Source organism: Mariniphaga anaerophila (genome assembly GCF_900129025.1).
Taxonomy (GTDB): domain Bacteria; phylum Bacteroidota; class Bacteroidia; order Bacteroidales; family Prolixibacteraceae; genus Mariniphaga; species Mariniphaga anaerophila.
In genome coordinates this window covers 153,342-178,779 of the sequence record NZ_FQUM01000002.1, presented here as the reverse complement: position 1 = coordinate 178,779, position 25,438 = coordinate 153,342, and the positions used below count along the sequence as shown (strand labels likewise).

General features: G+C 42.3%; 21 protein-coding genes. 11 read left to right on the top strand and 10 right to left on the bottom strand.

Features of this window, described 5'->3' with window-relative positions:
- The first annotated feature begins 52 nt into the window (after positions 1 to 52).
- Positions 53 to 472 (top strand): acyltransferase, encoded by a 420-nt coding sequence (locus tag BUB08_RS03920; protein WP_072999143.1) that lies wholly within the window; start codon positions 53 to 55, stop codon positions 470 to 472.
- Positions 473 to 565: 93 nt separating this feature from the next.
- A complete protein-coding gene (locus BUB08_RS03915; protein WP_072999141.1) occupies positions 566 to 1,264 on the top strand; it encodes a WecB/TagA/CpsF family glycosyltransferase in 699 nt (232 codons plus the stop codon).
- A 671-nt stretch (positions 1,265 to 1,935) separates the two neighbouring features.
- On the opposite strand, the gene BUB08_RS03905 is transcribed toward BUB08_RS03915, so the two are convergent.
- Complete coding sequence (locus tag BUB08_RS03905) at positions 1,936 to 2,622, bottom strand: hypothetical protein (RefSeq protein ID WP_139249614.1); 687 nt, start codon at positions 2,620 to 2,622, stop codon at positions 1,936 to 1,938.
- A gap of 647 nt (positions 2,623 to 3,269) precedes the next feature.
- On the opposite strand from BUB08_RS03905, the gene BUB08_RS20225 reads away from it, so the two are divergent.
- From BUB08_RS20225 to BUB08_RS03870, 6 genes are all read left to right on the top strand, one after another.
- Positions 3,270 to 3,458 (top strand): hypothetical protein, encoded by a 189-nt coding sequence (locus tag BUB08_RS20225; RefSeq protein WP_139249613.1) that lies wholly within the window; start codon positions 3,270 to 3,272, stop codon positions 3,456 to 3,458.
- 478 nt (positions 3,459 to 3,936) lie between these two features.
- Positions 3,937 to 4,164, top strand: a complete 228-nt coding sequence (locus tag BUB08_RS03890) for a DUF433 domain-containing protein (RefSeq protein ID WP_217651552.1) — start codon at positions 3,937 to 3,939, stop codon at positions 4,162 to 4,164.
- On the top strand, positions 4,161 to 4,397 hold the full coding sequence (locus BUB08_RS20760) for a DUF5615 family PIN-like protein (protein WP_175549941.1): 237 nt from the start codon (positions 4,161 to 4,163) through the stop codon (positions 4,395 to 4,397). Before BUB08_RS03890 ends, BUB08_RS20760 begins: the two co-directional genes overlap by 4 nt.
- Before the next feature lie 535 nt (positions 4,398 to 4,932).
- Positions 4,933 to 6,105, top strand: coding sequence for a non-hydrolyzing UDP-N-acetylglucosamine 2-epimerase (wecB, locus tag BUB08_RS03880; RefSeq protein ID WP_072999132.1), 1,173 nt, complete (start codon positions 4,933 to 4,935; stop codon positions 6,103 to 6,105).
- Positions 6,106 to 6,366: 261 nt separating this feature from the next.
- Positions 6,367 to 6,657 (top strand): type II toxin-antitoxin system TacA family antitoxin, encoded by a 291-nt coding sequence (locus BUB08_RS03875; RefSeq protein ID WP_072999131.1) that lies wholly within the window; start codon positions 6,367 to 6,369, stop codon positions 6,655 to 6,657.
- A complete protein-coding gene (locus tag BUB08_RS03870) occupies positions 6,623 to 7,153 on the top strand; it encodes a GNAT family N-acetyltransferase (RefSeq protein WP_245820167.1) in 531 nt (176 codons plus the stop codon). Before BUB08_RS03875 ends, BUB08_RS03870 begins: the two co-directional genes overlap by 35 nt.
- A gap of 225 nt (positions 7,154 to 7,378) precedes the next feature.
- On the opposite strand, the gene BUB08_RS03865 is transcribed toward BUB08_RS03870, so the two are convergent.
- The 5 genes from BUB08_RS03865 to BUB08_RS03845 form a co-directional block, all read right to left on the bottom strand.
- A complete protein-coding gene (locus tag BUB08_RS03865; RefSeq protein WP_139249612.1) occupies positions 7,379 to 8,473 on the bottom strand; it encodes a tyrosine-type recombinase/integrase in 1,095 nt (364 codons plus the stop codon).
- Between the two features lie 284 nt (positions 8,474 to 8,757).
- Positions 8,758 to 10,596 (bottom strand): glutamine--fructose-6-phosphate transaminase (isomerizing), encoded by a 1,839-nt coding sequence (gene glmS, locus BUB08_RS03860; RefSeq protein ID WP_072999838.1) that lies wholly within the window; start codon positions 10,594 to 10,596, stop codon positions 8,758 to 8,760.
- An 80-nt stretch (positions 10,597 to 10,676) separates the two neighbouring features.
- Complete coding sequence (locus tag BUB08_RS03855) at positions 10,677 to 12,704, bottom strand: DUF4954 family protein (RefSeq protein ID WP_072999127.1); 2,028 nt, start codon at positions 12,702 to 12,704, stop codon at positions 10,677 to 10,679.
- A 304-nt stretch (positions 12,705 to 13,008) separates the two neighbouring features.
- Entirely contained in the window at positions 13,009 to 14,001 is a 993-nt protein-coding gene (locus tag BUB08_RS03850) for a PAS domain-containing protein (protein ID WP_072999125.1), read from the bottom strand.
- A 128-nt stretch (positions 14,002 to 14,129) separates the two neighbouring features.
- Entirely contained in the window at positions 14,130 to 14,729 is a 600-nt protein-coding gene (locus tag BUB08_RS03845) for a superoxide dismutase (protein WP_072999123.1), read from the bottom strand.
- 188 nt (positions 14,730 to 14,917) lie between these two features.
- Here BUB08_RS03845 and BUB08_RS03840 point away from each other — a divergent pair, with 188 nt between their 5' ends.
- On the top strand, positions 14,918 to 16,210 hold the full coding sequence (locus BUB08_RS03840; RefSeq protein WP_072999122.1) for an MATE family efflux transporter: 1,293 nt from the start codon (positions 14,918 to 14,920) through the stop codon (positions 16,208 to 16,210).
- Between the two features lie 28 nt (positions 16,211 to 16,238).
- Here the strand turns inward: BUB08_RS03840 and BUB08_RS03835 are convergent, their stop codons facing one another.
- From BUB08_RS03835 to BUB08_RS03820, 4 genes are all read right to left on the bottom strand, one after another.
- A complete protein-coding gene (locus BUB08_RS03835) occupies positions 16,239 to 17,138 on the bottom strand; it encodes a hypothetical protein (RefSeq protein WP_072999121.1) in 900 nt (299 codons plus the stop codon).
- An 86-nt stretch (positions 17,139 to 17,224) separates the two neighbouring features.
- On the bottom strand, positions 17,225 to 17,470 hold the full coding sequence (locus BUB08_RS03830; RefSeq protein ID WP_072999119.1) for a GlsB/YeaQ/YmgE family stress response membrane protein: 246 nt from the start codon (positions 17,468 to 17,470) through the stop codon (positions 17,225 to 17,227).
- Positions 17,471 to 17,602: 132 nt separating this feature from the next.
- On the bottom strand, positions 17,603 to 18,916 hold the full coding sequence (locus BUB08_RS03825) for an MFS transporter (RefSeq protein WP_217651551.1): 1,314 nt from the start codon (positions 18,914 to 18,916) through the stop codon (positions 17,603 to 17,605).
- Between the two features lie 79 nt (positions 18,917 to 18,995).
- The gene (locus tag BUB08_RS03820) at positions 18,996 to 19,706 is read right to left on the bottom strand and encodes a ThuA domain-containing protein (protein WP_072999834.1); all 711 of its coding nucleotides are present in this window, start codon (positions 19,704 to 19,706) and stop codon (positions 18,996 to 18,998) included.
- Between the two features lie 99 nt (positions 19,707 to 19,805).
- Here BUB08_RS03820 and BUB08_RS03815 point away from each other — a divergent pair, with 99 nt between their 5' ends.
- Positions 19,806 to 24,140: a hypothetical protein gene (locus BUB08_RS03815; RefSeq protein WP_139249611.1), complete on the top strand. Its 4,335-nt coding sequence runs from the start codon at positions 19,806 to 19,808 to the stop codon at positions 24,138 to 24,140.
- 66 nt (positions 24,141 to 24,206) lie between these two features.
- Positions 24,207 to 25,436, top strand: coding sequence for an alpha/beta hydrolase family protein (locus BUB08_RS03810; RefSeq protein WP_072999115.1), 1,230 nt, complete (start codon positions 24,207 to 24,209; stop codon positions 25,434 to 25,436).
- Positions 25,437 to 25,438 lie beyond the last annotated feature (2 nt).

The window sequence follows — 25,438 nt, the reverse complement described above, 5'->3', positions numbered from 1 at the left end:
AGGAGTCATAACTTTAATTATACACTATGATAAATCTAAATTGTCACAAAAAATGAAGAGAATTAGAGAAATTGCCAGACTTATAATTATTTATACCAAACACATGTTTTTCACATTAGTATATGGTATGGATATTTCAAAATCAGCAAGGATTTCTTTTGGTACAAAATTGGATAAAACTTATGCCAAGGGGATACATATTGATGATGAAAGCTATTTAGCATCAGGTGTTGTTATGCTAAGTCATGATTTTTCTAGAAATATACACACAGATACTTATATTGGTAAAAAATGCTTTATTGGAGTCAATGTAATTATATTGCCTGGTATTAAAATTGGTAATGAAGTAATCGTTGGTTCAGGATCAATTGTCACAAAAGATGTCCCCTCAAATTCAATAGTTGCAGGTAACCCTGCAAAAATTATCAAAACGGATATTCATACAAAACGTTTTGGACAATTATTAAATTAAAAAAAAGCATTAGCTCCAAAATACCATATATGCGTTGGAGCAACGCTTTTATGTTTTATGCCCTATCGTTTTATTTAATAAATACAGCTTCCAATGAATGACACCCTGATTAACAAGGTCAAAGTCTATTCTTTTTCATCACGAAAAGAGCTAATAGATTTTGCCGAAAAACAGAAAAAAAGCCTGATTGCCATTAACGCCGAAAAAATATTGCACGCCAACGAGCAAACCCGCTCCTTAATCAATCAGAACATTGGCTATTCTGATGGTATTGGGGCAGTTTGGGCGCTGAAAAAGAAAGGGTTTAAAGGAGTTATAAAAATCCCGGGCTGTGAGCTGTGGCTGGATATTGTGAAAGCCTTTTATCAAACAAAATCTTTTTACCTGGTCGGTTCAAAAGAGGAGGTAGTTACCGCCACAGTTAAGAAACTTCAACAGGAATTTCCGGGAATTAATATCCTCGGCTACCGTAACGGATACATCAAAACCGACGAAGAGCAACAACAACTCATTCAAACTATAGCCAATCAAAAGCCCGATGTTGTTTTTGTGGCCATGGGCTCCCCAAAACAGGAGATGCTTATGCAGGAGATGCAGCAACACCACACCGCAATTTATCAAGGACTGGGAGGCAGTTTCGATGTATATGTGGGCAATGTGGAACGTGCCCCCCAATGGTGGCTCAGAAACAACCTCGAATGGGCCTATCGCCTGGTAAAACAACCTGCCCGAATAAAACGTCAGATTCACCTGGTAAAATTTTTATGGATTCTGCTGCTCAACCGGATTTAACGAAAAGCCCTACTACACAGCTATCGATACTATTGCTACAAAAAACACCGGAAAACCGGCTAAACGCTGACAGGTTCGCAACCTCTTCAGACTTGTCAGCGTGCGCAGCTCCTGACAACGTCAAACAAACAGAGCCACAGCCTTGATTTTTTGAAACTTTTGCATCAAGGCTAAAGTGCGACAACAAATTAAAAATGAATCTGCCCATTGCAGAAGGCGCTTATGTCCTGCGCTTCCCTCCAGAAAACCGGCTAAACGCTGACAGGTTCGCAACTTCCTCATACTTGTCAGCGTGCGCAGCTCCTGACAACGTCTAACACAATAATACATAATACCCGCACTGATGTAAATTTATACCGCATGCACATAGCGTTGAAACCTACATCAAACAAAAATGCTCCGCGTCCGAAGGGAACAGCTAAAATATACCCGGGGGAAGTAAGAATCAGCCGGGGGACGGCTTCCGGTAACCGATTAACTCAAAAAAACAGGTGATGGGCGGCTTCGGATGCCCGATGACCTCAAAAATATTGCCGATGGGACCGAAATTTATCCGGTTGGGACCAAAAAATGAACAAGGGGAAGGTATGGCATGCCAATGGGAATAAAAAAGCCCCGCGGGAAGGGGTAACCCTGCCGGGGGGCCTTTAAAATCAAGCATTTTGAGCTTACTACTTGTAATACCTTTCGCGTTTGGCTTCGTCTTTCCAGAACACATAACGGCCATATTCACGAACGATGCCGTCTTTTTCAGCCAGCAAGGTAAAGGCCTTGTCGCGCAACACCTTGGTCTCGTTGCCTTCGCCGGCAGCACCGTTGGCAGCAGCCAGCAACTCCGACATACTGTGCGACAGAGCGCGTGCCTCTGTAAGTTTTCCGGCGTCAAAATTAATGGCAACAAGCGGTTCCGGGTATTTTTCACCCAAAATGGCGAGTTCTAACAAATCCTGCACCATGTCGGCATTCGTGTTTCCCTCGCGGATGCGCATCACTTTTCTTTTCACATCGTCCATATTACGATAAGCAAAAGAAAGACTATGCAACAGTTCGTCACGGAATTCATAGGCCTGCGGCGATTGCTCTTTCCATTGTATCTGGGCTTCTTCGCGTGCCCTGAAAATACTCATCCACTGTGCCTGGCAATAGCGCAATGCGCCACTGAGAGACGTTAGCTCATCAATAAGCGACATATCCATGCCTGCACCGGCCAGTGCGTCGCGGTCTTCGTTGGCATTAACAGCCAGGGTTTCGGTACGCGCCACAAAATCATCCACCGGAAGATTAGGCAGCTTAATCGTGTCTGTTGGAACATTTTGAATTTCATCGCTCCATTGTGCGAAATCATCTGAGTAAGACATAATTTTCAATTTTAAAAGATGAAACATAACCCGTCGTGCGGGAAAAAACTAACACACCGGCAGGCCATACAGCATACCGTATATTTTGTCCACCTTGCGTTTGGGTATAAAAACAAAAAGGCATTGTGCCGGGGCTGCTTTTAATCGTGCAGGGCGAATGTCTGTGTCTTTGTCAATCTTCAAATTACAAAATATTCACATAAAAATCAAGCAGTTATAAAAACTACGCTTTCCCGGAATAGATTTATCGTCCATGCCTCAACCCGAAAACGACAAAAAATACTGCGTAATATCGATAAGTCTGATCACTTTCGACAGGTTCGCAACCTCTTCAAACTTGTCAGCGTGCGCAGCTCCTGACAACGTCTAACGAACAGAGCCACAGCCTTGCTTTTTTGGAACTTTTGCATCAAGGCAAAAGTGCGTCATCAAATTAAAAATGAATCTGCCTTTGCAGAATACGCTTGTATCCTGGGCTTCCCTCCAGAAAACCAGCTAAACGCTGACAGGCCTATCGACACTGACAGGCTGCAACCTCTTCCGACTTGTCAGCGTGCGCAGCTCCTGGCAACGTCGAATGAACAGAGCCACAGCCTTGATTTTTTGAAACTTTTGCATCAAGGCTAAAGTGCGACAACAAATTAAAAATGAATCTGCCCTTGCAGAAGGCGCTTATATCCTGGGCTTCCCTCCCCGAAAACCAGCTAAACGCTGTCAGGTCTAACGATGCTGACAGGTTTGCAACCTCTTCTGACTTGTCAGCGTGCGCAGCTCCTGACAACGTCAAACAAACACAGCCACAGCCTTGCTTTTTTGGAACTCTTGCATCAAGATAAAAATACACCATCAAATTAAAAATGAATCTGCCCTTGCAGAAGGCGCTTATATCCTGGGCTTCCCTCCCCGAAAACCATCAAAACGCTGTCAGGTCTAAATACACTGACAGGCTGCAACTTACTCAGACTTGTCTGCGTGCGCAGCTCCTGACAACGTCGAATGAACAGAGCCACAGCCTTGATTTTTTGGAACTTTTGCATCAAAAGGCAAAAGTGCGACAACAACACAAAACATTAATCTGCCCTTGCGGAAGGCGTTTATATCCTGGGCTTCCCTCCAGAAAACCAGCTAAACGCTGACAGGTTCGCAACCTCTTCCGACTTGTCAGCGTGCGCAGCTCCTGACAACGTCTAAAGAAAAAAGAGATACTAAATACTGTATTTACGCCCGGATAAGAAGTAGTCAACTTGAACTAAAACCCAAAAGGCATTATTTCGAAGAATGGAAAAATCGTATCTTTATAAAAACAATTGCAACATGATTGATTATAAACAGATAATAACCATAGAACCCGGCAAGCGTGGAGGAAAAGCCTGCATTAGAGGTATGAGAATTACAGTTAGCGATATACTTGGCTGGCTCGCAGCAGGAATGACCATTCAGGATATCTTAGCCGACTTTAATGAACTGACAGAAACTGATATTTTTGCGGCGTTGAGTTATGCTGCAGACAGGGAAAACAAAATATATCAACTTGCAGTATGAGATTTCTGTTCGATCAAAACATCTCACACCGAATTTTGAAATTACTACCTGAAAATTATTCCGGTTCTACCACGGTTAAGCAGGAAGGGCTGACTAATTCCCCAGACAAAGAAATTTGGGAGTTTGCAAAAACAAATAAGTTTATCATCGTAACTCAGGATTCAGATTTTAATGATATAAACTCCTTATATGGATTTCCGCCCAAAATAATTTGGATACGGACAGGAATTTGAAAACACAATTCATCGTTAACATCCTGGTTGACTACCACAAAGAGATTACAGCATTTGTCAATAACAGCAAGTATGGTTGTTTTGAAATATTCAACCTGAAATAAAAAATATTCTTGCATCAACGCAAAAGTGCAACAACAAATTAAAAATGAATCTGCCCTTTCGGAAGGAGCTTATATCCTGGGCTTTCCGTCCAGAAAACCAGCTAAACGCTGACAGGTTCGCAACCTCTTCCGACTTGTCAGCGTGCGCAGCTCCTGACAACGTCAAACAAACAGAGCCACAGCCTTGATTTTTTGGAACTTTTGCATCAAGGCAAAAGTGCAACAACAAATTAAAAATGAATCTGCCCTTGCAGAAGTCGCTTGTATCCTGGGCTTCCCTCCAGAAAACCAGCTAAACGCTGTCAGGTCTAACGATGCTGACAGGTTCCCAACTTCCTCAGACTTGTCAGCGTGCGCAGCTCCTGGCAACTTCAAAAAATGAATAAAAAACCGTTACTTTGTTGTACAAAACAAAAAACAAACACAAAATCATGAAAATCATCTCGGTAGTGGGCGCGCGGCCCAATTTTATGAAGATTGCCCCGTTTATCAACGCCATAAAAAAACACAACGAAAAGCTTGAGCCATCGGGGTCGCAGCCTGTTAAACACCTGCTTGTGCACACCGGCCAACACTACGATGTGCGCATGAGCGAATCCTTTTTCCGGTCGTTGGGAATTCCAAATCCTGACATTAACCTGGAAATTGGTTCGGGAACCCACGCCGAACAGGTGGGCCACACCATGATCGCTTTCGAGAAAATATGTATAACGGAAAAACCCGACTGGGTGGTGGTGCTAGGCGATGTAAATGCCACGCTGGCCTGCTCGGTAACCGCCAAAAAGCTGAACATAAAAGTATGTCACATCGAGGCGGGGCTTCGTAGCGGCGACATGGCCATGCCCGAAGAGATAAACCGCCTGGTGACCGATCGCCTCAGCGATTTACTGCTCACGCCGGACAGGCTTTCCAACGAAAACCTGAAGAAAGAAGGTGTCCCCCCGGAAAAAATAGAGTTTGTTGGTAACATAATGATTGACACACTGGAGGCCAACCGCGAAAAAGTTGCGGGGCTAAGTATTGCCGCTATCCTGGAGAAAAACCGGTTAGATGAGCAGCAAAAGAAACCGGCTCCGAAGCTCGATTCAGACAGCCGTTATGCCGTGCTCACCATGCATCGCCCTTCCAATGTTGATCAGAAAGAAATACTGGAACCAATTCTCAATTTCCTCACTGAAGAGGTCTCTAAAGATATGCCTGTAATCTGGCCCATTCACCCGCGCACACAAAAAATGCTGCAAAAATTCGGGTTGTGGGAGAAGGCTGTAAACGCAGAAAACCTGGTTCTCCTCTACCCAATCGGGTACCACGAAATGCTGCGTTTAAACATGGGCGCTGCCATTATGCTAACCGACAGCGGCGGCCTTCAGGAAGAGTGCTGCGTGCTGGGAACACCCTGCCTCACCCTGCGGTGGAACACCGAACGCCCTGTTACATTAAAAGAACACGGAGGCGCCAGCGTGTTGGTAGGCAACAACATCAGCCGCATCCGGGAAGAGTATCAAACAGCCCTGCAAACCGGAAGAGTTCCGCAACGCCCCGAGCTGTGGGACGGACAAACCGCACAGCGCTGCGTAAAAGCAATTCTCAATTACGGCAAATAGTTTCTCTTTTCCGCCCAATAGGGCGGAAAAGAAACCCAAATAAACATTGAAATATCGTTGACTGAAAAAGAAAGGAATGATATTTTAAGAGAAATTTATCCGGTAAATTTTGACTTTAAACAGCATATAAAAAGGGCATACAACATCACATATATTCGGTTGTTGTGCGTAATATTAAATCGAACTTTCGTACGGAAATTTACAGTACAAAAACAAATTCATTACGGATAATTTACGTACATTTGTAAAAAACATAAAATTATGAGTACAACGACAATAGAACAAGCAAGATTTGATGCCAGACTTCCAAAAGAACAAAAACAATTCTTTGAGAAAGCTGCGTATTTAGGGGGTTATAGAAATCTTACTGATTTTGTAATTCGGGTAGTCCAAGAAAAAGCAAAAGAAATAATAAAAGAAAAAGAACAAGTCATTGCTTCAGAAAGAGATAGCCAAATATTTTTTGATGCAATAACAAATCCGAAAAAACCTTCAGAAACTTTAAAGAATGCTTTAAATGATTACAATTCTTTTATCGCAAATTCAAAATAACATGATTGAGCTTTTAGACAAAAAACATAATCGTAAGGAATTTGATTGCGGAAAAGAACTATTAAACAATTATTTAAAAAACCAAGCAGGACAGGATGTTAAACGCAAATTGTCTGCTTGTTTTGTTTTGGTTGACAATGAAACAAATTTAATTCAAGGATTTTATACACTTTCAAATTATAGTATTCCTTTAAGTAGCTTTTCAGAACAAATTAGAAAAAAACTTTCCAAATCATATAAATCAATTCCTACTACTCTTCTCGGTAGATTGGCAATTGACAAAAAATACCAGGGAAAAGGAATAGGAAAAATTTTATTAATTGATGCATTAAAAAGATGTTACCATATATCTACAGAAATTGGTTCTTTCGGAATAGTTGTTGACCCCATTGACAATGAAGCAAAAAATTTTTACGAAAAATATGATTTTATTGAACTTCCTGATAGTAAAAAAATGTTTATTGCAACTAAAACTTTAAAAGAATTATTTGACTAAAAATTAAAATACTACGCACAACAATATGCAAATGTAATGCGGGCGGGCGCAGTATTCAAGCGTAAGCGCCCTGTTCAACCACCGCCAATCCGTCTTTGACGGATGACGGTTAAAAAATGATGTTTAATTAAAAGCCGGCTTGGCTCAGTGGCAGATTTGGCTGGACACCGTTTCAAAATCCCGCACTCCACTTGCACTAACCGTTGTTTTGTCAACCTTTGTGTTTTATAGTTCCAGATCGTCAAACGGGTTTTTAATGTTCTTTAAACTCTCATTACTTACATGGGTGTATATTTCTGTGGTGCGTGACGACTTGTGCCCCAGCAATTCCTGAATGTATCTTAAATCGGTACCATTTTCCAACAGATGAGTTGCAAAACTGTGTCTTAAGCAATGTATGGTAAACGGCTTGCGTATCGAACTTACAGCAAGTGCTCTCGAAAACACCTTTTGCAAACTTGCTGCGGTAATGCTTCGCCCCGGAAACTGCCCTTCAATAAAAAATGTTTCCGGTCTGTAAATCCGGTAATAAACCTTCACATTCTCCAGCCAACGCTTGCTAATGGGAAGCGACCTGTCTTTCTTTCCTTTTGCATTTACCACCGAAATCATACCCCGTTTAGTATCTATGTGCTGCAACTTGAGGTTAAGCAACTCGCCCCTTCGCAATCCGTAGGCATAAATGGTTTCAAAGGCCATTTTGTGTTTCAGGTTCTTTATACTTTCAAAAAACTTTTTCACATCCTTCCGGTCCATCACCTTCGGCAAGGGGCGCGTTTTTCGGGGGCGCACAATATTTTCCATATCCAAATCACGATTGAAACGATTTGAATAAAACTTTTTCAATGCGCTGATCGTCTGATTTTGGAACGTAGCGCTCAGCCCATTTTTCAAAATAAACTCACTATTAAATGCAGTCATGTCTGCTACTGTTATTTCTTTCGGGATTTTATCAGTGTAATATCCGAAAAAAATTTCCAGTTGATGAATGTAAGTTTTCACCGTATTTTCTCCGTAACGAGCCTGTTCGAGCCACTTTTTAAAAGCACTGATTTCGCGCCTGGCTTCCGCCTTCATCTGTCCTTTCATCGAAATTGCGCTGTATTTTTTGCCCGTATCGGAATGAACCTGTACCGCATTTTTACTTTTCAATGCAGAATAATCGAGATAAGCCAATGAGCTCATTGTCTTAAAAAATTCTTCCAGCACAAAACTGTTTCTGAAAATATACCAGCAACTCATCGTTGCGCTCCAGCGGGCATTGGTTCTTGCTCGTAACGCGTCAATTACTTCCCTGTTAAAAAGGAATTCAATCTTCACAACGGCTTGGTTACGATGAATTGCTGGACTGAGCGTTATTTTAACTTGTTCGTTCAATGTGGCTTATGGATTACCGTTTAAAAATAGGACTTTTTTCAACAATTCAAACAAAAACCAGATTCTGAGTTCAAAGTTTTTCAGCAGCAGAATAACCATTTACGCTAAAATGCTTTTCATCCTGATATCTTTTTTATCCTAAAAATTCCTCCCGGGAATAGCCACCGGCACCAATAAACGACAGAGAAAAACCATCAAACAAAAAGGAACTTTCACCCACTTCTCTCCTACTCCACGGTAACCGATTTTGCCAGATTTCGGGGCTGATCAACATTGCAACCGCGCAAAACAGCAATATGGTACGCCAGCAACTGAAGCGGCAGCACCGCAAGCAAAGGAGCCAGAGCCGGTTGCGAGCCCGGAATTTCGATCAAATCATCGGCCAGTTCTCCCAACCCCGAATCGCCTTCGCTTATAATCGCAATCACATTTCCTTTTCGGGCTTTAATTTCCTGAATGTTACTGACAATCTTTTCGTAAAAAGCATCCTGTGGCGCCACTACCACAACCGGCAAATTATCGTCAACCAAAGCAATTGGACCGTGTTTCATTTCGCCGGCAGCATATCCTTCTGCGTGAATGTAAGAAATCTCTTTCAGCTTCAACGCACCTTCCAGCGCAACCGGGAAAAGACATCCTCGTCCCAAATACAGTGCATTTACAGCATCTTTATACTTCGCTGCAATCTCCTGAATACGATGATTTTGTTGCAAAATAACTCGCCCCTTCTCCGGAATTTCTGCCAACTCTTTTACCAGAACATCAAACTCTTTGGCCGAAATGGTACTCTTTTCTTTTGCCAGTTTCAGGGCAAACAGAGTTAAAACCGTCATTTGAGCAGTAAAAGCTTTGGTAGAAGCCACCCCTATTTCCACTCCGGCGTGCGTATAAACACCGGCCTCGGTTTCCCGCGCAAGAGATGACCCAACCACGTTGCAAATTCCCAAAACCAGTGCGCCTTCGTTTTTTGCCAGCCTGAGGGCAGCCAGCGTATCGGCCGTTTCGCCGCTCTGGCTTATTAAAATCACCACATCATCTTTATAAATAACAGGTTTTCGATACCTGAATTCTGACGCATATTCCACTTCAACCGGAATGCGGGCGTACTCTTCCAGCAGGTATTCTGCAATAAGCGCAGCATGCCACGAAGTTCCGCAACCAATAATAATAATTCGACGGGCGTCAACTATGCGCGGAAAAACATTCTGCAGGCCACCCAACACAATTTCTGAGTATCCCGGGTTGAGCCTTCCTTTAAAAGTTTCTTCGATGGTTTGCGGCTGCTCAAAAATTTCCTTGAGCATAAAATGGTCAAAATCGCCTTTTTCTGTTTCCCCAATTCTGTCTTCCAGACTGGAAACAGTAAGAGAAACGGGGTTGTTTTCGATATTTTTCAGGGTGAAGTTGCTGCGCTGCAAAACAACTAAATCGTAATCATTCAGGTAAACCACATGGCTGGTAAACTCTGCGATTGGAGAAGCATCGCTCGCAACAAAATATTCGCCGGTTCCCAAGCCAATAACCAACGGACTTCCTTTGCGGGCTGCAATTATTTTGTCCTTTTCGCTGCTGCACAAAACGGCTATTCCGTAAGCCCCCACCACTTTTGATAAAGCGAGTTGAACGGCTGCCTCGGCCGAATTTCCGCTATTTTGAGTGTAGAAAAATTCAAACAAACAGGCCAAAACCTCAGTGTCCGTCTCACTCACAAACCGATATCCGTGAGCCGTCAAATCGCTTTTTAACTGCGCATAATTTTCAACAATTCCGTTGTGCACTACAGTAAAATATCCGTTCATCGATTGATGCGGATGAGAATTCTCATCGCTGGGGATTCCGTGCGTTGCCCAGCGGGTATGTCCAATCCCGATGCTTCCGGCGGGGTTTTTAGCGGCGGCAAAACTTTCCAAATCGGCTACCTTTCCCTTTTGCTTAAACACTTCGAGGGAGCCATTTAATAACGCCACCCCGGCGGAATCGTACCCCCGGTATTCAAGCTTTTTCAACCCGTTTATCAGAACAGGAAAAGCTTCCCTGTTTCCTATGTATCCTACTATTCCACACATATCGGTTTTGTTTTTCAATTTTGATTTTTCCGGATAGAAATAAACGCCGGATTAATAAAATGAACCTGCACAAAACAATTCTAGTTCATTTTTACTTTTGAATTTGTAGTCTGTTTCATCCGCGCAATCAATTCATTGCCCAACTTTTCTTTCGCCTGCATATGTATTTGAATGGCTTTCACCGTTTCATTTTTCTCGAACTCACCGGTCACTTCGGCGAAATCGAGCTCCCTGTCGCCGTTCTGCCCGTCCACTCCAAACCCGGTCATTTTTGTAAGCGAAAACTCTTTTTTTGCATCTTCGTACAACAACCGGTCTATCTCCAATACACTCTCTTTCCATTTTTCCACAACCGCAATTACATCGGCAGCAGAAAACCGGGCAATTGTTTTGCCGTAAAAACGGCCCAGCACATCGGCGGCCCAGGTCCACTCGTAATTGTAATAATTATTATGAAGCATCAACAACGCAGCGTTCACCTCTTCAAGCGTAGAAATTTCGCCCGTTTCAATGGATTTAAGCAATTTATCAAGCGCTTCAAACGGGCAAATCAATCCGGACAAATCAACCCAATATCCTTTTCCTGCAGAAGTATCGGGCTGCAGAGTTTCCCTGATTTCGGCATCAGAACCAAAGTTTTTGCCCTGCAAGCGTGTAATTAACGAATTGCCCAGGAACTTCCAGATGGCCATTTCGTAAATAAGAATGCCGCGGTCGAGCGCTCGTTTTTCAATTTTCATTTTATTAAAACTGTACGCGCTGGCATACTCCCCCGACGACTTTCGAATATCAATCAGTTTTTGCCTGCCATTCAGCATTTTTTGTACGGTGTACGGACTTAACAAATTAAAGTTAATCAGGTCGAGCAAGTTGGAGTCTTTCCGGGTGTCGCGCCGGGGCCATTTCTGCGAATCGCGGACAGTACCAATGCTTTTCAGGTTAATTCCTGGCACCAGAATACTTTCGTCTTTACTTTCCACCAGATAAGAAAAAGGGAAGTCAGCCGTATCGCAATGTTTGTAGTGCCTTCCCATTACCAGGGAAAAAGCGCCAATTCGGGACGGCCAAAGCAAATACGAATCGCTGGTGGTTTTTGCGCCCCGCTCCATTATTCCCTGATGAATAGGCCCCAGTTTATACAGATGGTTGCTCTGATTAGACCCGCTGCCGGCATTTAAAAAAGAAAACATTCCGGCAATGAGCAACGTCGATTTATGATGTGTTACCGTGTAAGGCCCGGCAAATATGGAACATGCCTCGCCATGAAACCCCTGGCAGTTGGCAAAAAACAAAGAATTTACGGCAGAATAGTGTTTGTCGAGAACACACCCCTGCCCTACAAAACACTTGGAGACAAGCGTGGCGTCGGTAATCCGGCTTCCCGAGCAAACAATAAAATCGTCCATAATAACGCCTTCGCCAATTACTACAGGAGCTTCGTGTGTACTGTTTATACTTCCGTTACGTAACTTTTTTGCTCCGTCGATTAACGCAGCCGGCCCCACTTTTACGTTAAGCACGGTGTTGCAATTCAGTATTTTGGAATTGGCACCAATTGTTCCCGTGCCCGAAAGAATGCTTGCAGTATAAGTTGCAACCATACTTTTTATTCCGGAAATCAACGCAGGCCGGTGCCTGTAAAGGGCAAGAATATATGCCACATGAGTAGACAAATAATCATAAATAGGAATGGCACGGCCACCGCCTTCGTTTATGGCTTCAACCAAAACGCCGTTTCCAAAAGCAGTTTCGCCATCAACCGCAATGGTAGTTACATTGTGAATAATAACGCCGTCTCCAATTTCGTAATTGGCGATGTAATTTCGCACGTTGTGAATAAGCGCGTCTTTCCCCACCGTACAGTTATGAAGCCAGGCGCTGGAAATTCCGGTGTGGCAGGTAATGCCACCTATCAGGCAAACCGATTTATTAAAACTATTCAGGCGAACATGCCCGGTAAACTTAGCGTCGTTTATGTGATCGGGACTGAATTCGGGAGAAACTTTTACCAGGTTCCAATCCGGAGACGAACATCCCTGGTAAATCAGTTGTCCAATTTCGTCATCCCGCAGAGGCCGGTAAAATTCATTTTTTGATGTTTGAGTCATCTTAATGTTTTTGTGATTTCAAATATACGGTGATTGAAATGGAAATCAAGTTTTTAATACCTAACAAAAACATAAAACAAATACTCAAAAACACATCATCTATTTATTAAAATAAATATATACAGTTATTTAAATACACAATCGACCTATCAATTAATTTAGAACACAAACAAAAAACCTAATATCTATGTGAATATACCGAGAGAATCAACATTGCAAAATGCTTGTTCCCTGTCCGAGATTGCGTTCTCCAATAACCCAAAATCTGAATCGGTTATGATCTCTGCTTGTTTCTACCGGACCATTAAATTTCAGAAAGGTAATTCACCAATCTGATTTCATGAGGTAATTTCAACTTCTTTCGAAGCCTCACCCGGGCAATTTCAACACTCTGCGGTGTGTGGTTTCTCAAACCCGCAATTTCTCTGCTGGTAAGCCCCAGCCGCAAACATGCTGAAAGCTTATTGTCGTTCCGGGTAAGTTGAGGATGCCTGGACTGCAAACGGCTCAGAAACCCGGGATACACTTTCTCCAACTGAACTTCTACCATGTTCCAGTCTACCAGATCGCCAGACGACTTCTGAAGAAGATCAAGCACATTTTCAATCTTCTTTTTGCTGATACTGGCATTCGCGGCTGTCATCTCCTTCAACTGCCGGGATACCCTGTTTATCAATTCATTTTTCTGCGACAATTGCAATAAAAACCCGACCAGTTCGCGCTCTTTAATCTCCAATTCAGATTTCAACCACTGGCGATTGCGGGTTCCCAATTCATTCCCTGTTGCTAATTCATTGATGTGCCCCAATGCCTTTTTTAATTTGGTGATGTCATGGATTGCAGCACGGATACCCAGGTATCTCCCTTTGCGGTCGTATACGCCCCGCACATTTATGGAACACCACCTCAGTTGGCGACTCCGCGTTAATATTCTGAATTCATGCGAAGGGTTTACCAAAAGCTGATGAAATGCTCCGGAAAGAAATTCATCAAATTTTTCACGGTCAGCGCCAAAAACCAACAGCTCAGCAACAGAGCCGGCAGAAATTATCTGGTTCGCAGTAAAACCGGTCAGATCGTTACACGAAGGCGAGCAGTATTTAATTTTACCGGAAGGTTCGAACCACAATTCCCAGTCAAAAGCAAAGTCGGCAACCAATTGATAAAAATTGCTCTTCTCCTGCTCCTCTGCCAGTTGGGTTCGCAATTTTTCCAACTCAAATTTCTGAGCAGAAATCTGCGTTTCTAAATCTCTTATGCGGTTTTCATCATTTTTCAACTTGCCATCCTGTGTCATTTTTTGCCGGATTTAAAATGTAAATGTAAACATTCCAACTAAAAACGCACCTCTTATTAACATAACATTAAACAAAAAAGCAAGAAAAACCCCGGGACCTCATCCCGGGGAAAAAAACCAAAAATCAACTAACCTTTAAACCGCCTGGCGACTTCATCCCAGTTGATGAGATTCCAGAATGCATTTACATAATCCGGACGTCTGTTTTGATAATTCAGGTAATACGCATGTTCCCACACGTCGATACCCAGAATGGGCGTTCCCTGAACATCGGCAACATCCATCAACGGATTATCCTGATTGGGCGTAGACGAAACCACCAGTTTATTGTTTTGAAGAACCAACCATGCCCAACCTGATCCAAACCGCGTAAGCGCAGCCTGAACAAATGATTCCTGGAAATTTTGTACTGAACCAAAAGATTCGTTAAGTGCATTAAGAAGTTCACCTTCCGGATTAGTTGCTCCGCCCGGTGCTATCACTTCCCAATACAAATTATGATTATAATATCCTCCTCCGTTATTTCTTACAGCGGTAGAGTGTTCTGAAACTCCTTTCAGAATTTCTTCGATGCTTTTTCCTTCAAGTGCACTGCCTGCAATAGCATTATTCAAATTATTTGTATAAGCTGCGTGGTGTTTTGTATGATGGATTTCCATTGTGCGCGCATCAATATGTGGTTCCAGCGCTGCGTAATCGTAACCTAATTTTGGTAATTCAAATGCCATATCTTTTTATTTTCTCTTGTTAAAATTATTAAAATACTCTTTTGTCTTTTATACAAATATAGGGTGCGTTTTTTGCCCCTGCAAATATTTTAGGATAAAAACATATTGAATTCCCCTATTGTTCATAGAGAATGCATTAATTTATTCTTTCTAATTCTCTTACCTTTGCCGTTTCTAAAAACTCAACAATGAACCGCGATATTCTCAGGCTTGCCGTACCCAATATTGTCAGCAACATTACAGTTCCGTTGCTTGGCCTGATAGACCTTGCATTAATGGGACACATGGGATCCGAAATATATATTGGTGCCATTGCTATTGGCGGTGTAATATTCAATTTCATTTACTGGGGATTTGGTTTTTTACGTATGAGTACGTCGGGGTTTGCGGCACAGGCATTTGGAGAAAAAAACAAAACCGAAACCATAAATATTCTGGCACGGGCACTGGCGGTTGCCATGTTTACCGGACTGGTTATTCTAGCGCTGCAGCTCCCCGTTGCGTGGGCCAGCTTCAAACTAATTGGGGGAAGTGAAGAGGTGGAATTACTTGCCCGCGAATACTTTCTCATCAGAGTTTGGGCTGCCCCGGCGGCGCTAAGCCTTTTTGTTTTCAGCGGATGGTTTTTGGGGATGCAAAATGCACGTTACCCAATGATTATCGCCATTTCTGCCAATGTGGCCAATATCCTGTTGAGCGTACTTTTCGTTTTCGGGTTGAACATGAAATCAGAAGGAGTGGCGCTAGGAACTGCGCTTTCGCAATACATTGGATTATTGATTGCCATTTTCCTCTTCCTGAAAAAATACAAAAGCCTCCTCCCCCGCCTCGAGCTTAAAACGGTTTTCGGAATAAAACAGTTTTCCTCGTTCTTCAAAGTAAACACCGACATATTCATACGAAGTTTCTGTATAATACTGGTGTTTACATTTTTCACATCAAAATCGGCCAGCACAAACGACACAATACTTGCTGTTAACTCGCTGCTTATTCAGATGCTGCTTTTCTTTTCGTTTTTTATTGATGGCTTTGCCTTTGCAGGAGAAGCTTTGGTCGGAAAATTTTTTGGAGCCAGACAAAGAGACAAACTTATTAAGGTAGTAAAACTGCTTTTTGTGTGGGGACTGGGACTCGCACTGGCATTCACGGTTGTCTATTTTGCCGGTATCAATTTTATTTTAAGGCTGTTAACCTCGCAGGAAGATGTTATTCAAAGTGCGCAACCATTTATTATCTGGGTGATTTTTATTCCGCTGGCCAGTTTCAGTTCATTTATTTGGGATGGAATTTATATTGGCGCCACTGCTTCGGCAGCAATGCGAAACACATTGATTGCTGCAACATTGCTGGTTTTTGCGCCTGTGTATTTTCTCCTGAATCCGGTATGGGAAAACCATGCATTGTGGCTGGCCATGGTACTTTTTATGTTTGCCAGGGGAGCATTTCAAACGCTGCTGTTCAAAAAGGCGATATTAAAATGACGAAGTATATTTTTAAGCTTTCACAATTTTATTCAATCACAATTTCCTTTATCACATTCAGCTTTCCTAACCAAATTTGGCCATTATTTTGAATAATATCCTTCTTGTCAACCTGAAAACTTAGTCCGGGAAATTCAAAAGTTGCGCTGTATTGTCCTTTGGGAACATCTTCAAAATTATCATAAACCAGTGTTATTACCTTACTCTCATTTCCATTAATCACTGATAACCAATCCTTACTCCAGGTATTCCAGGGATCTGCTGAAACTATATCTGTTTTATGCGTATAAGTTTTCTTGGCATTGAAATTTCTGAGAAGTAGTCCATTTGTGAAATAATGGAACAGACCAATTCCGGTTTTTTCAGGATCTATATAGTGATAATTGAACGAGTCATTATTTGTTAGCAGCAGCTCTGCTTTTACGTTAGCTCTCGACAAATATTGAACTGATTTGATTTCACAACCCAATCCGGCATGAAATTGATTGTACCTTTTTAATACATCAATAATTCTTTCATCTTCACGCGGGTCTGGTAAAGAGTTACCCAATGTGTCGAGGTACAGAATAAATCCAATTGATACAATATTATCGTTATAAAAAGAAGGATGTGTCCCAATTACCGGCCCGGAGGGCAAAAACGACGAATATCCGGGAAGAGTCTGACCGCTGTAAATTTCATCTCCACCGGCATAAACAGTAAAGTCTCCAATACTTTCAATATCATCGGCAAACGATTTATTATCCTTTAAGTAAATCAAATGAGTTGAGTAATCGTAGTATTCAAAATCATTATGATTCAAAACGACTTCGTTATTTGATACAATACAAAATCCATCGGTAAGATTTTTATCTGTATCAAATTGGTCTTTATCGCATCCTGTCAATAAAATAACAATAACAACTAAATTGGGAATTATGGTTTTCATCGTGTTTGTTTTTCCAATTAGATGTTTTCGATCTGAATTAGGTTGCTTTTCCTTGACACCTAACGTACTATTCCTTTACTAACAAATCAGTTTGCCAATTTTCTGATTAGCCCGACCAACCCAAGTAACGCCACTGCTCCAATTACGGCAGTTAGCAAATTCCCAAACAATCCGCTATTCACAAAAATACCCAGCTCATGAAGCAGCCAGTTTCCAAACCATGCTCCAATAACCCCGACTACTATATTCAGCAGGCAGCCGTATCCTTTTCCGCGGACGATAAGCCCGGCAATGGCGCCCGCCACCAAACCAACAAGTAAAACGTACAACATAATTAGCTATTTTGAATTCTGTTTCAAATTACAAAAACATCACTTCAAAAAAAAAAGAAGCTGCTACAAAAACCGCAAATAATGACTCCGGCGGGTTTCAGAGCAGCTTCCTTTGATAGTGCAAACTGAATCTTATTCAGCTTTTTGGTTGTGCTTTTTCACGATTAAAATGAGGGCGATAAAAGCCACTATTAATATTACCGGCAAAACCGACATGTTGCGCAGGGTAATATGAGCACCTGCTGTTTCAATTGATTTTCCCATAATCGGCAATACCATTGACGTGGCAACAAAACCTGCTCCGCCAAGTATCGACATGCCCAAAGCACCGCTTTTGGGAATATATTCAGAAGCCACACCAATCATGGTAGGCCAGAAATAACAAACGCCAACTGCAAATACGGCTGCCGACAACAGCGTCATTACCGCACCGGTTGAAATACTCAAAAGCAGCAACCCGGCGGTTGAAATAATTGCGGAGCCGAGCAGCACTCCCGTAGGATTCAGACGGTGTACCAGGCCACCGGCGAAAAACCGGCCAACTGCCATAATTCCGGTTACCACCACCAAAATAATCATCGGGCTTATTCCGTTCTCAGCAAGTAAAGCGTTAATCCACTGGGTAGTTCCCAATTCTGTTGACGCAGTTAACAACATGCAGAAAAACACCAGCGGAAAAAGCAATGTAATTTTATTGACCACTCTCCCTTCCACCACAATCAACAGAATAATTGCTGCTACAATAATAAACGGTAAAGCGCTGTCGAACGAAACTGAAAGCGAAGGAACGGTTGCTACCAGAATCATAATAATTACAGCAACGGTAATGGTAACAGGCGCGCCCACATTGCGCATCATTTCTTTGTAAGAAACGCCACTTGCAACACGTTCAGTCTCCGGAATTTTTTGTCCGAGAAACATAAATCCGTAAATCGCCAGCGGGATAAACAGCAACCCAACCAGGATTTCCCAACGCAGGTTCAAAGCATCCATCAGCAACCACGCCAACAGGCCGCCGATTACAATGCCGCCCGGGAACCACACATGGAACCGATTCAACATTTTCGTCTTCTTGTCAGGAAACAATGTAGCCACCAACGGATTGCATGCAGCCTCCACGCTTCCGTTCCCCAGGCCGATAAACACGTTGGCAATAAACAGAGATGTGTAATCTTTTGCCATAAGCAGCAAAACAATCCCAACCAGGTGCATGGCAAATGCCATCCAAACCACGGTTTTTGTTTTTACAATATCGATAAAATAACCACCGGCAAACATAGCCACGGCAAAGCCCCAGAATGCCGGTCCAAATGCACGTCCGACTTCCTCTTTGGACAACCCGTAATCATCAGTAAAAACACCTTCGATACGTGCCCTAATGGCAAAAGTAATTGCGGTTACCAACAAGGCCAGGCAACTTGCGATAAACAGTCTTTTTCTGTTCACATTTTCCATAATTTGATTAATTTTTAATTGGTTATCAGAATTATTTTGATTTAAGTTGATGCCATATTTCTGTGTACAATCAATTTTCAGAAGCAAGGTACCGGATTGCCTGTAAAAGCAATTGCCGGTAGTCGGGGGTTTCGTAGGTACGTTTGTCGTGCCCCGGCTGGAGATAAATTATTCTGGAATTGTTAAACCGGTTTTCCCAACCTATTATCTGGTTGCTCTGCGGATGGTTAGTTATTAAAACAGGCACTACATTGTCAGAAACGCGATAGTTTCCATACACTTCATCAAAAAAACGAAGGTTGCCCAAGCCGCTTGTCACCGGATGGTTTCGGGCAGGCTGAACGTAAACCCAAACGTCGTGTTCGTATGTGGAAAGTTCTGCCTCGGGAACCCCTTGTCGCTTCTGAATGTACCGCCCTCCCAAAAATTTTTCAAACTGAGGCCAGTCTTGATACGAAACCAGAGCGTGGTGTAAAAAAAGCATCGGCTTCCCCTTTTTTGTTAAATCGATATAGGCGTTTTGCTCCCTTTCGGAGATCTCTTTCCACATGTCGTAAAAAACCAGTACATCAAAATCGTCGGCAATTCCCCGTGAAATTACATCATTTGCGCGGGGTTGTGCAAAGTGGATGTATTCAATTTCTTCCAGTGCATCGAACATCTGAAAAAACTGCAACGTGTCGAACGAATGTCCGCCGGTAACCAACATAATTTTTACAGGTTGCGCATTCAGGGAGAAGAAAAGAAGAGAAGTAACGACAAAGGCCAGAATTAGTCTCATGGTTACAATCATTAGCAGTTTGAATACATAAAAATATGAATTTTATTGATTTACAAAACAATATCGTCGGCAAAACGCCCTCGCCTGCACAAAAAAAGTATGCTCAAAAACAGGCTGAGTCCACGTCCGTGTGGAATTCTTTATCTTGTAAAAAATTCCCATTTTTACCAAATGACCGGAAGAAAAAGGATACAGAAGATTGGAGCAGCGACAGCTTTGGCTATTGCAGTACTTTTGCTGGCCGCCGTCACAGCAGCATGGGTTTTCATTCCGGGTTATTTAAAAAACAGTGTTTCAGAATTTATCCAGAAAAAATCGGGCGGAATTTACGCGCTGACAATCGATAAAATTGATTTCCGGGCTTTCCCGTTTTCGGTTCAGTTTAGCCGGGTACACCTGCTGCCAAACGACAGTCTGGCCGTTAAACAAGAAGACTACCACGAAAAAACCTTCTACACATTTGGTGCATCCGAAATAGAAATGGAAGGAATTGAACTGAAATCTTTTGTTCGGCAGCGCAAATTCTTCTGTCGGGAAATTCGAATAAAAAACCCGACCATTAAGCTGGAAGGCGAAGAACTCCTGAAAACCGATTCGGCAAAAATAAACGCCAGCCTGACGACAGACATCAGACCGCTTTTCGAAGAGATTAAGGAAGTTGGTGTAGAAAGGATCAGACTGGAAGACGCCAGTTTCGGCTTTTACGGAGCGCCCGGAGATACCGGGTTTATTTCGCAGGCCGAAAAAGTTTCAGTGGATGTGCTCGGGTTCAAAACCAATTCAAAAATAATAAAACAAAATACCGGTTTTTTTGAAACAGAAGACGTGCTCATTCGGATAAATGACTTCAAAAATGACATGGGCGACAGCATCCATATTCTGGTTGTAGACACCCTGTTGTATTCGCTGAAGTCAACAGATATTAAGGCACTTGGGTTCCAGCTTTACCCCCGATTTCGCCCCAAAAACAAAAACCTGTTTGAAGTAAACGTGCCGGAGGTGAACGTAAAAAGCCGCAGCATTGCCCGGTTTGCGCTCGACGATTCGCTTAAAATCAGTTACCTGGAGTTTAAACATCCCAACATCAAATTTTTCGAAAAAGAAAATTCGCGACAACTGGAGTTGGAAGACATTAACAGCTTTGAACTGTATTCACTGGTGCAGAACCATTTTAACAAGCTTCAGGTAGACAGCTTCTACCTTCATGGCGCGCAGCTCGAAATATTCAGACAACCAGACACCACCGCATTTCAACAGCAATTTAAATCCATCGATATTATTCTGAACGGTTTTGACCTTGATTCCACTTCTGCCGGGAACCGGGAAAAGCTTTTACACTCTGATGAGTTGGAGATGAAAGTTGCCGGGTACTGTCTGAAACTGGACGACGACGAACACCTGTTCAGGGCAGACTCGTTGTATGTTTCTACTTTTTCGGACCGGATTGGCGCTAAAAAAATTCAGCTTCAACCTGTAAACAAAGGCAAGGCAAACAGCCGGGCCGAAGTAAATGTGGAATGCGATGCGCTGAACATCGAAGGAGTCGTTTTAAAAAACCTGTACCACACCCGTTCAATGCCGTCAACCCGAATCGAAGTTATTGAGCCGGAAGTGCACCTGCTTTATCATATGGAAAAACAGAAACAAAAAAAGCAGGAAGAGCAGGGGCTTTTATTCGAACTGGTAACCGACTACCTCAAGGGCGTTTATTCCAACCTCGTTTATATAAAAGGAGGAAGGTTGGAAATTGAAAACAGCCTGAATGGAAACCTGCACGGTTATTTTGAAACCAGTTTTAATTTCAGCCTTACCGATTTCAGTCTGGACTCGGCCAGTGTGGAGCGAACCGACAAATTCTTCTATGCAACCAATTTCGACCTCCAATTTTCAGATTACAACATGCGGCTGATTGATGACCTCCACCAATTGCAGGCTGACAGCGTAGTCATTTCGAGTTTAACCAGGCAGGTGCAGGTCGACAATTTCAAACTGCAGCCTGTTATTAAAAATGTTTCAATGGACGACATGAAACGTTTTAACCGCTCGGAACTGTTCCGGATTTCAGTACCTAAAATAAAAATTACAGGCGTTGATTTACGCAAGGCCTTTTTCAATAAAACACTTCGCATTTCTGATTTTAACATATCCGAACCAAAAATCTATTTCGAAAACTTTGGCGCCCTCCGAACCCAAAAGAAAAAAATCGACATATCTGAATTTTACCAACTCATTTTTAGTTATATCGAAGATTTTAACATCAGGCAATTTGCCATAACAAACGGCAACCTGGCCTGGATAAATCACACCCGCAGCGGGAAAACCACATCGTTTGGCAACGACTTCTCTGCATCACTTTACAATTTCAGGCTGAATGAAGCGGAACTCTCAAAAAAGCGACTGCTTTTTTCTGACGATTTTGAAATTACCATCAGAGACCAGGAGTTCGGATTGTCGGACAGCGTGCATGTACTGAAAGGAAACGAGATACAACTATCGTCCGCAAAATCCTCCATCCACCTAAAAAACGGGCTGCTTTTTCCGCTTATCACTTCAAAGAAATACAAAACACTGGGCACCACTTTCCAGATAGCTATCCCGGAATTAAATATCGAAGGATTTGATTTTCAGAAAGCGTGGTACTCTCAGGAACCAAAAATAGACCTACTGGAATTGGTATCTCCGCGGTTCCAGATTTACACCCGAAAAGGCAGCGCAAAATCGCTTGAATTGAAAGCCTACATTTTTCCCATGCCGGCGTTTGTTGAGTCATTCCGATTAAACGAACTAAAAATAACAGCAGCAGAAGCAACTACTTATCAAACTTCGGAAAAGGGGCAGGAGCAAAAAGCAAATTTCGGATTTGATTTTTCAGTGCCGGGAATTGTTTTGAAAAACGACAGCAACCACCACGCCCGGGTTCGAAGCAGAAACATACTGCTTAACATTTCCGATTTCAGAGCGCCCATTAACGAAGCTCATTCAATTTTAATCGACAAAATCAACTTCAACCGAAAACAAAAATCCATTGGAATACAACGATTAAAAGTTAAACCCGAAGCTTCTGCAAACAACCAGAACAGTTTTTCCATTCTGGCTCCCGAAATTAATTTTTCTGGTTTTGACCTGAAAACCGCTTTCAATAAGAATAATTTTGATTTTGACGTGATTGAAATAAACAAACCGGAAGTTGACATTCACATCAAAAAACAGATAAAAGACACCCTTGAATTTCTCAAAACGCTCGATCTGTACCCTTATGCAGAGGAGTTTGTTAATCAAATTAAGGTGAAACGACTGAATCTCAACAACGCATTTTTGCACTTTAACTGGCTGGAAAAGAAACTATTTAAAGACGAAATGAATGTCTCTTTTAAAGATATTCTTTTAAGTGAAAACCAACCGCCGTCCAACCTTTTGAATTCGAGAGAATTTTGCATTTCGACAACCAATCTGGCGCAAACAGACAAAAACGACATGTACCAGTTTTCGGCAGATTCACTAATATACAACTCGGCCAGACACAACGTTTTGCTGAAAAATATTGCAGTAACTCCTTTGCGCGAAAAAGAGAAATTTCCTCAAATGAAAGGATTCCAAACCGATGTGGTTGAGGCCAAAATCGATTTTATTGAAATTAAAAACATCGATGAAAAACGTTGGCTCCAGGAAAATGTTCTGGATGCAAAAAAGTTACAAATCGGCTCTTCAACGCTGGAAATTTTCCGGAACAAAAAGTATCCTTTTAACCACAATCAACGGCCACCATGGCCACAGGATTTAATAAAAAACATTAAACAGAATTTTGTATTCGACTCTGTAAAACTTATGCCTTCGTACATTAAATACAGCGAATTGCTGGGCATTTCAAACGAGCCCGGGTACATTACTTTTAACGACTTAACATTTTCAGGAGGACGAATTTCGAATATCGAAAAGGAAATCAGAGGAACCAAAAATTTTGAACTGGCTGCACAGGCCCGGCTTCTGAACGAATCGTGGTTGAAAACACAATTTAGTTTCAATCTTGCAGACCCCGGCTACAACCATTCGGTTAAGGGATTTTTGTCGCCAATGCCATTAAAAGTGCTCAACACAATGGTTGCAAAATCAGCGCCGTTTGCCATTGAAGATGGCCAGCTAAACAAATTTGAATTTGACATCAGTTTCGACAAAGACCGGGCACAAGGCGAACTCAATTTTGCGTACGACAACTTAAAAATAGCTGTGCTTCATTACGACAACGACGAAGTCAGAAAAGCAAAACTTGCTTCGTTTCTGGCCAATAGAATGGTTATCAATTCCAAAAACCCCAAGGGGAAAGAACTTCTTCCGGTTCGAATTCAGTACTCCCGCAACCAAGAACGTTCTATTCTGAACTACTGGTGGAAATCGTTATACTCGGGCGCAAAAGAGGTGCTCGAGATAGATCAGTAATGCCGAACGGTTGTTAACCGTTCCTACAAACATTCATATTTTTTGTACATTTGGGAAAAAATTTTTATGCAGATTCAAATAAAAAATCTCCTACGCGGGGTTATCATTTTTCTTTTAGTGATTAGTTTTTCGGCCTGTCACAACCTGTTTAATAACGAAGAAGAAGAACCGGAAACCACGTATCTGGTAGGCTACGAAATGGTACGTTCCTATTTGCCGGTAATGGTCGAAACCATGTTCGACCAGATGGTTAAACTGTATCCCGAAATGGCAGTAGTGCAGGAACGGGTAAAACACGGCATTATCATTTACAAAATTTCATACAAAACCACGTTCAACGGAGAGTCTAAATTGGCTTCAGGATTGGTTTGTGTGCCGACCGGCGAAGGTTCATTTCCCATAATGAGTTATCAGAACGGCACAAACACATTGCACAGCAACGCCCCTTCGGTAAATCCAAATTACGAACTGTACCTTTTGCTCGAAGCAGTTGCTTCCACAGGATTTGTGGTTTCGCTGCCTGATTACCTGGGATTTGGAGCATCGGATAATATGTTTCACCCGTATTTGCATAAAGAATCTACCGTTCAAACAGTTGTTGACATGCTAAGAGCTGTGGACGAACTTGCCGATATCCGGAATTTCTCGCTGAACAAAGATTTATATCTTGCCGGCTATTCGCAGGGAGGCTGGGCTACTTTACAGGTACAAAAAGCCATCGAAGAAAATTATTCAGGCGAATTCAACCTAAAAGCAAGTGCCCCCGGCGCAGGCCCATACGATTTGAACTTTGTTAACCAATACATTTTAGGCCAGAGCACCTACCCGATGCCATATTTTGTGGGTTATATGTTCGACAGTTATTCGCACTTCGAAGAGATGACCACTCCCATTGAAGAAATATTCAACGAACCTTACGCCGCAAAAATTCCGACTCTTTACGACGGCACCAAGTCGGGAGTAGAAATCAACGCCGAACTTTCGACCAACATTTCAGAGCTTTTTACCGAAAACTACCGGACGAATTTCAACACCGATGAAAGTTATTCTTCATTAATTACAATGTTGGAGGCGAACAGTATTGAAGCCTGGAATACATCTGTTCCCACAAAGATAATACACGGAACAGCAGATACATTTGTTCCTGCTCAGGTTTCAAACAGTATTCAACAGGATTTCGTCTCAAAAGGCGCGCAAAATGTAGAGTTCATTCCAATTCCAAATGTGGATCACATCGACGGCATTGTACCTGCCGGGCTTTATTCCATTGGCTGGTTTCTTGAACTGACCGAATAATA

Bases quoted from the DNA above. Each gene is read 5' to 3' on its own strand.
- BUB08_RS03920 (WP_072999143.1), top strand. From the start codon at position 53: ATGAAGAGAATTAGAGAAATTGCCAGACTTATAATTATTTATACCAAA.
- BUB08_RS03915 (WP_072999141.1), top strand. From the start codon at position 566: ATGAATGACACCCTGATTAACAAGGTCAAAGTCTATTCTTTTTCATCA.
- BUB08_RS03905 (WP_139249614.1), bottom strand. From the start codon at position 2,622: ATGTCTTACTCAGATGATTTCGCACAATGGAGCGATGAAATTCAAAAT.
- BUB08_RS20225 (WP_139249613.1), top strand. From the start codon at position 3,270: ATGAATCTGCCCTTGCAGAAGGCGCTTATATCCTGGGCTTCCCTCCCC.
- BUB08_RS03890 (WP_217651552.1), top strand. From the start codon at position 3,937: ATGATTGATTATAAACAGATAATAACCATAGAACCCGGCAAGCGTGGA.
- BUB08_RS20760 (WP_175549941.1), top strand. From the start codon at position 4,161: ATGAGATTTCTGTTCGATCAAAACATCTCACACCGAATTTTGAAATTA.
- wecB (WP_072999132.1), top strand. From the start codon at position 4,933: ATGAAAATCATCTCGGTAGTGGGCGCGCGGCCCAATTTTATGAAGATT.
- BUB08_RS03875 (WP_072999131.1), top strand. From the start codon at position 6,367: ATGAGTACAACGACAATAGAACAAGCAAGATTTGATGCCAGACTTCCA.
- BUB08_RS03870 (WP_245820167.1), top strand. From the start codon at position 6,623: ATGATTACAATTCTTTTATCGCAAATTCAAAATAACATGATTGAGCTT.
- glmS (WP_072999838.1), bottom strand. From the start codon at position 10,596: ATGTGTGGAATAGTAGGATACATAGGAAACAGGGAAGCTTTTCCTGTT.
- BUB08_RS03855 (WP_072999127.1), bottom strand. From the start codon at position 12,704: ATGACTCAAACATCAAAAAATGAATTTTACCGGCCTCTGCGGGATGAC.
- BUB08_RS03850 (WP_072999125.1), bottom strand. From the start codon at position 14,001: ATGACACAGGATGGCAAGTTGAAAAATGATGAAAACCGCATAAGAGAT.
- BUB08_RS03845 (WP_072999123.1), bottom strand. From the start codon at position 14,729: ATGGCATTTGAATTACCAAAATTAGGTTACGATTACGCAGCGCTGGAA.
- BUB08_RS03840 (WP_072999122.1), top strand. From the start codon at position 14,918: ATGAACCGCGATATTCTCAGGCTTGCCGTACCCAATATTGTCAGCAAC.
- BUB08_RS03835 (WP_072999121.1), bottom strand. From the start codon at position 17,138: ATGAAAACCATAATTCCCAATTTAGTTGTTATTGTTATTTTATTGACA.
- BUB08_RS03830 (WP_072999119.1), bottom strand. From the start codon at position 17,470: ATGTTGTACGTTTTACTTGTTGGTTTGGTGGCGGGCGCCATTGCCGGG.
- BUB08_RS03820 (WP_072999834.1), bottom strand. From the start codon at position 19,706: ATGAGACTAATTCTGGCCTTTGTCGTTACTTCTCTTCTTTTCTTCTCC.
- BUB08_RS03815 (WP_139249611.1), top strand. From the start codon at position 19,806: ATGCTCAAAAACAGGCTGAGTCCACGTCCGTGTGGAATTCTTTATCTT.
- BUB08_RS03810 (WP_072999115.1), top strand. From the start codon at position 24,207: ATGCAGATTCAAATAAAAAATCTCCTACGCGGGGTTATCATTTTTCTT.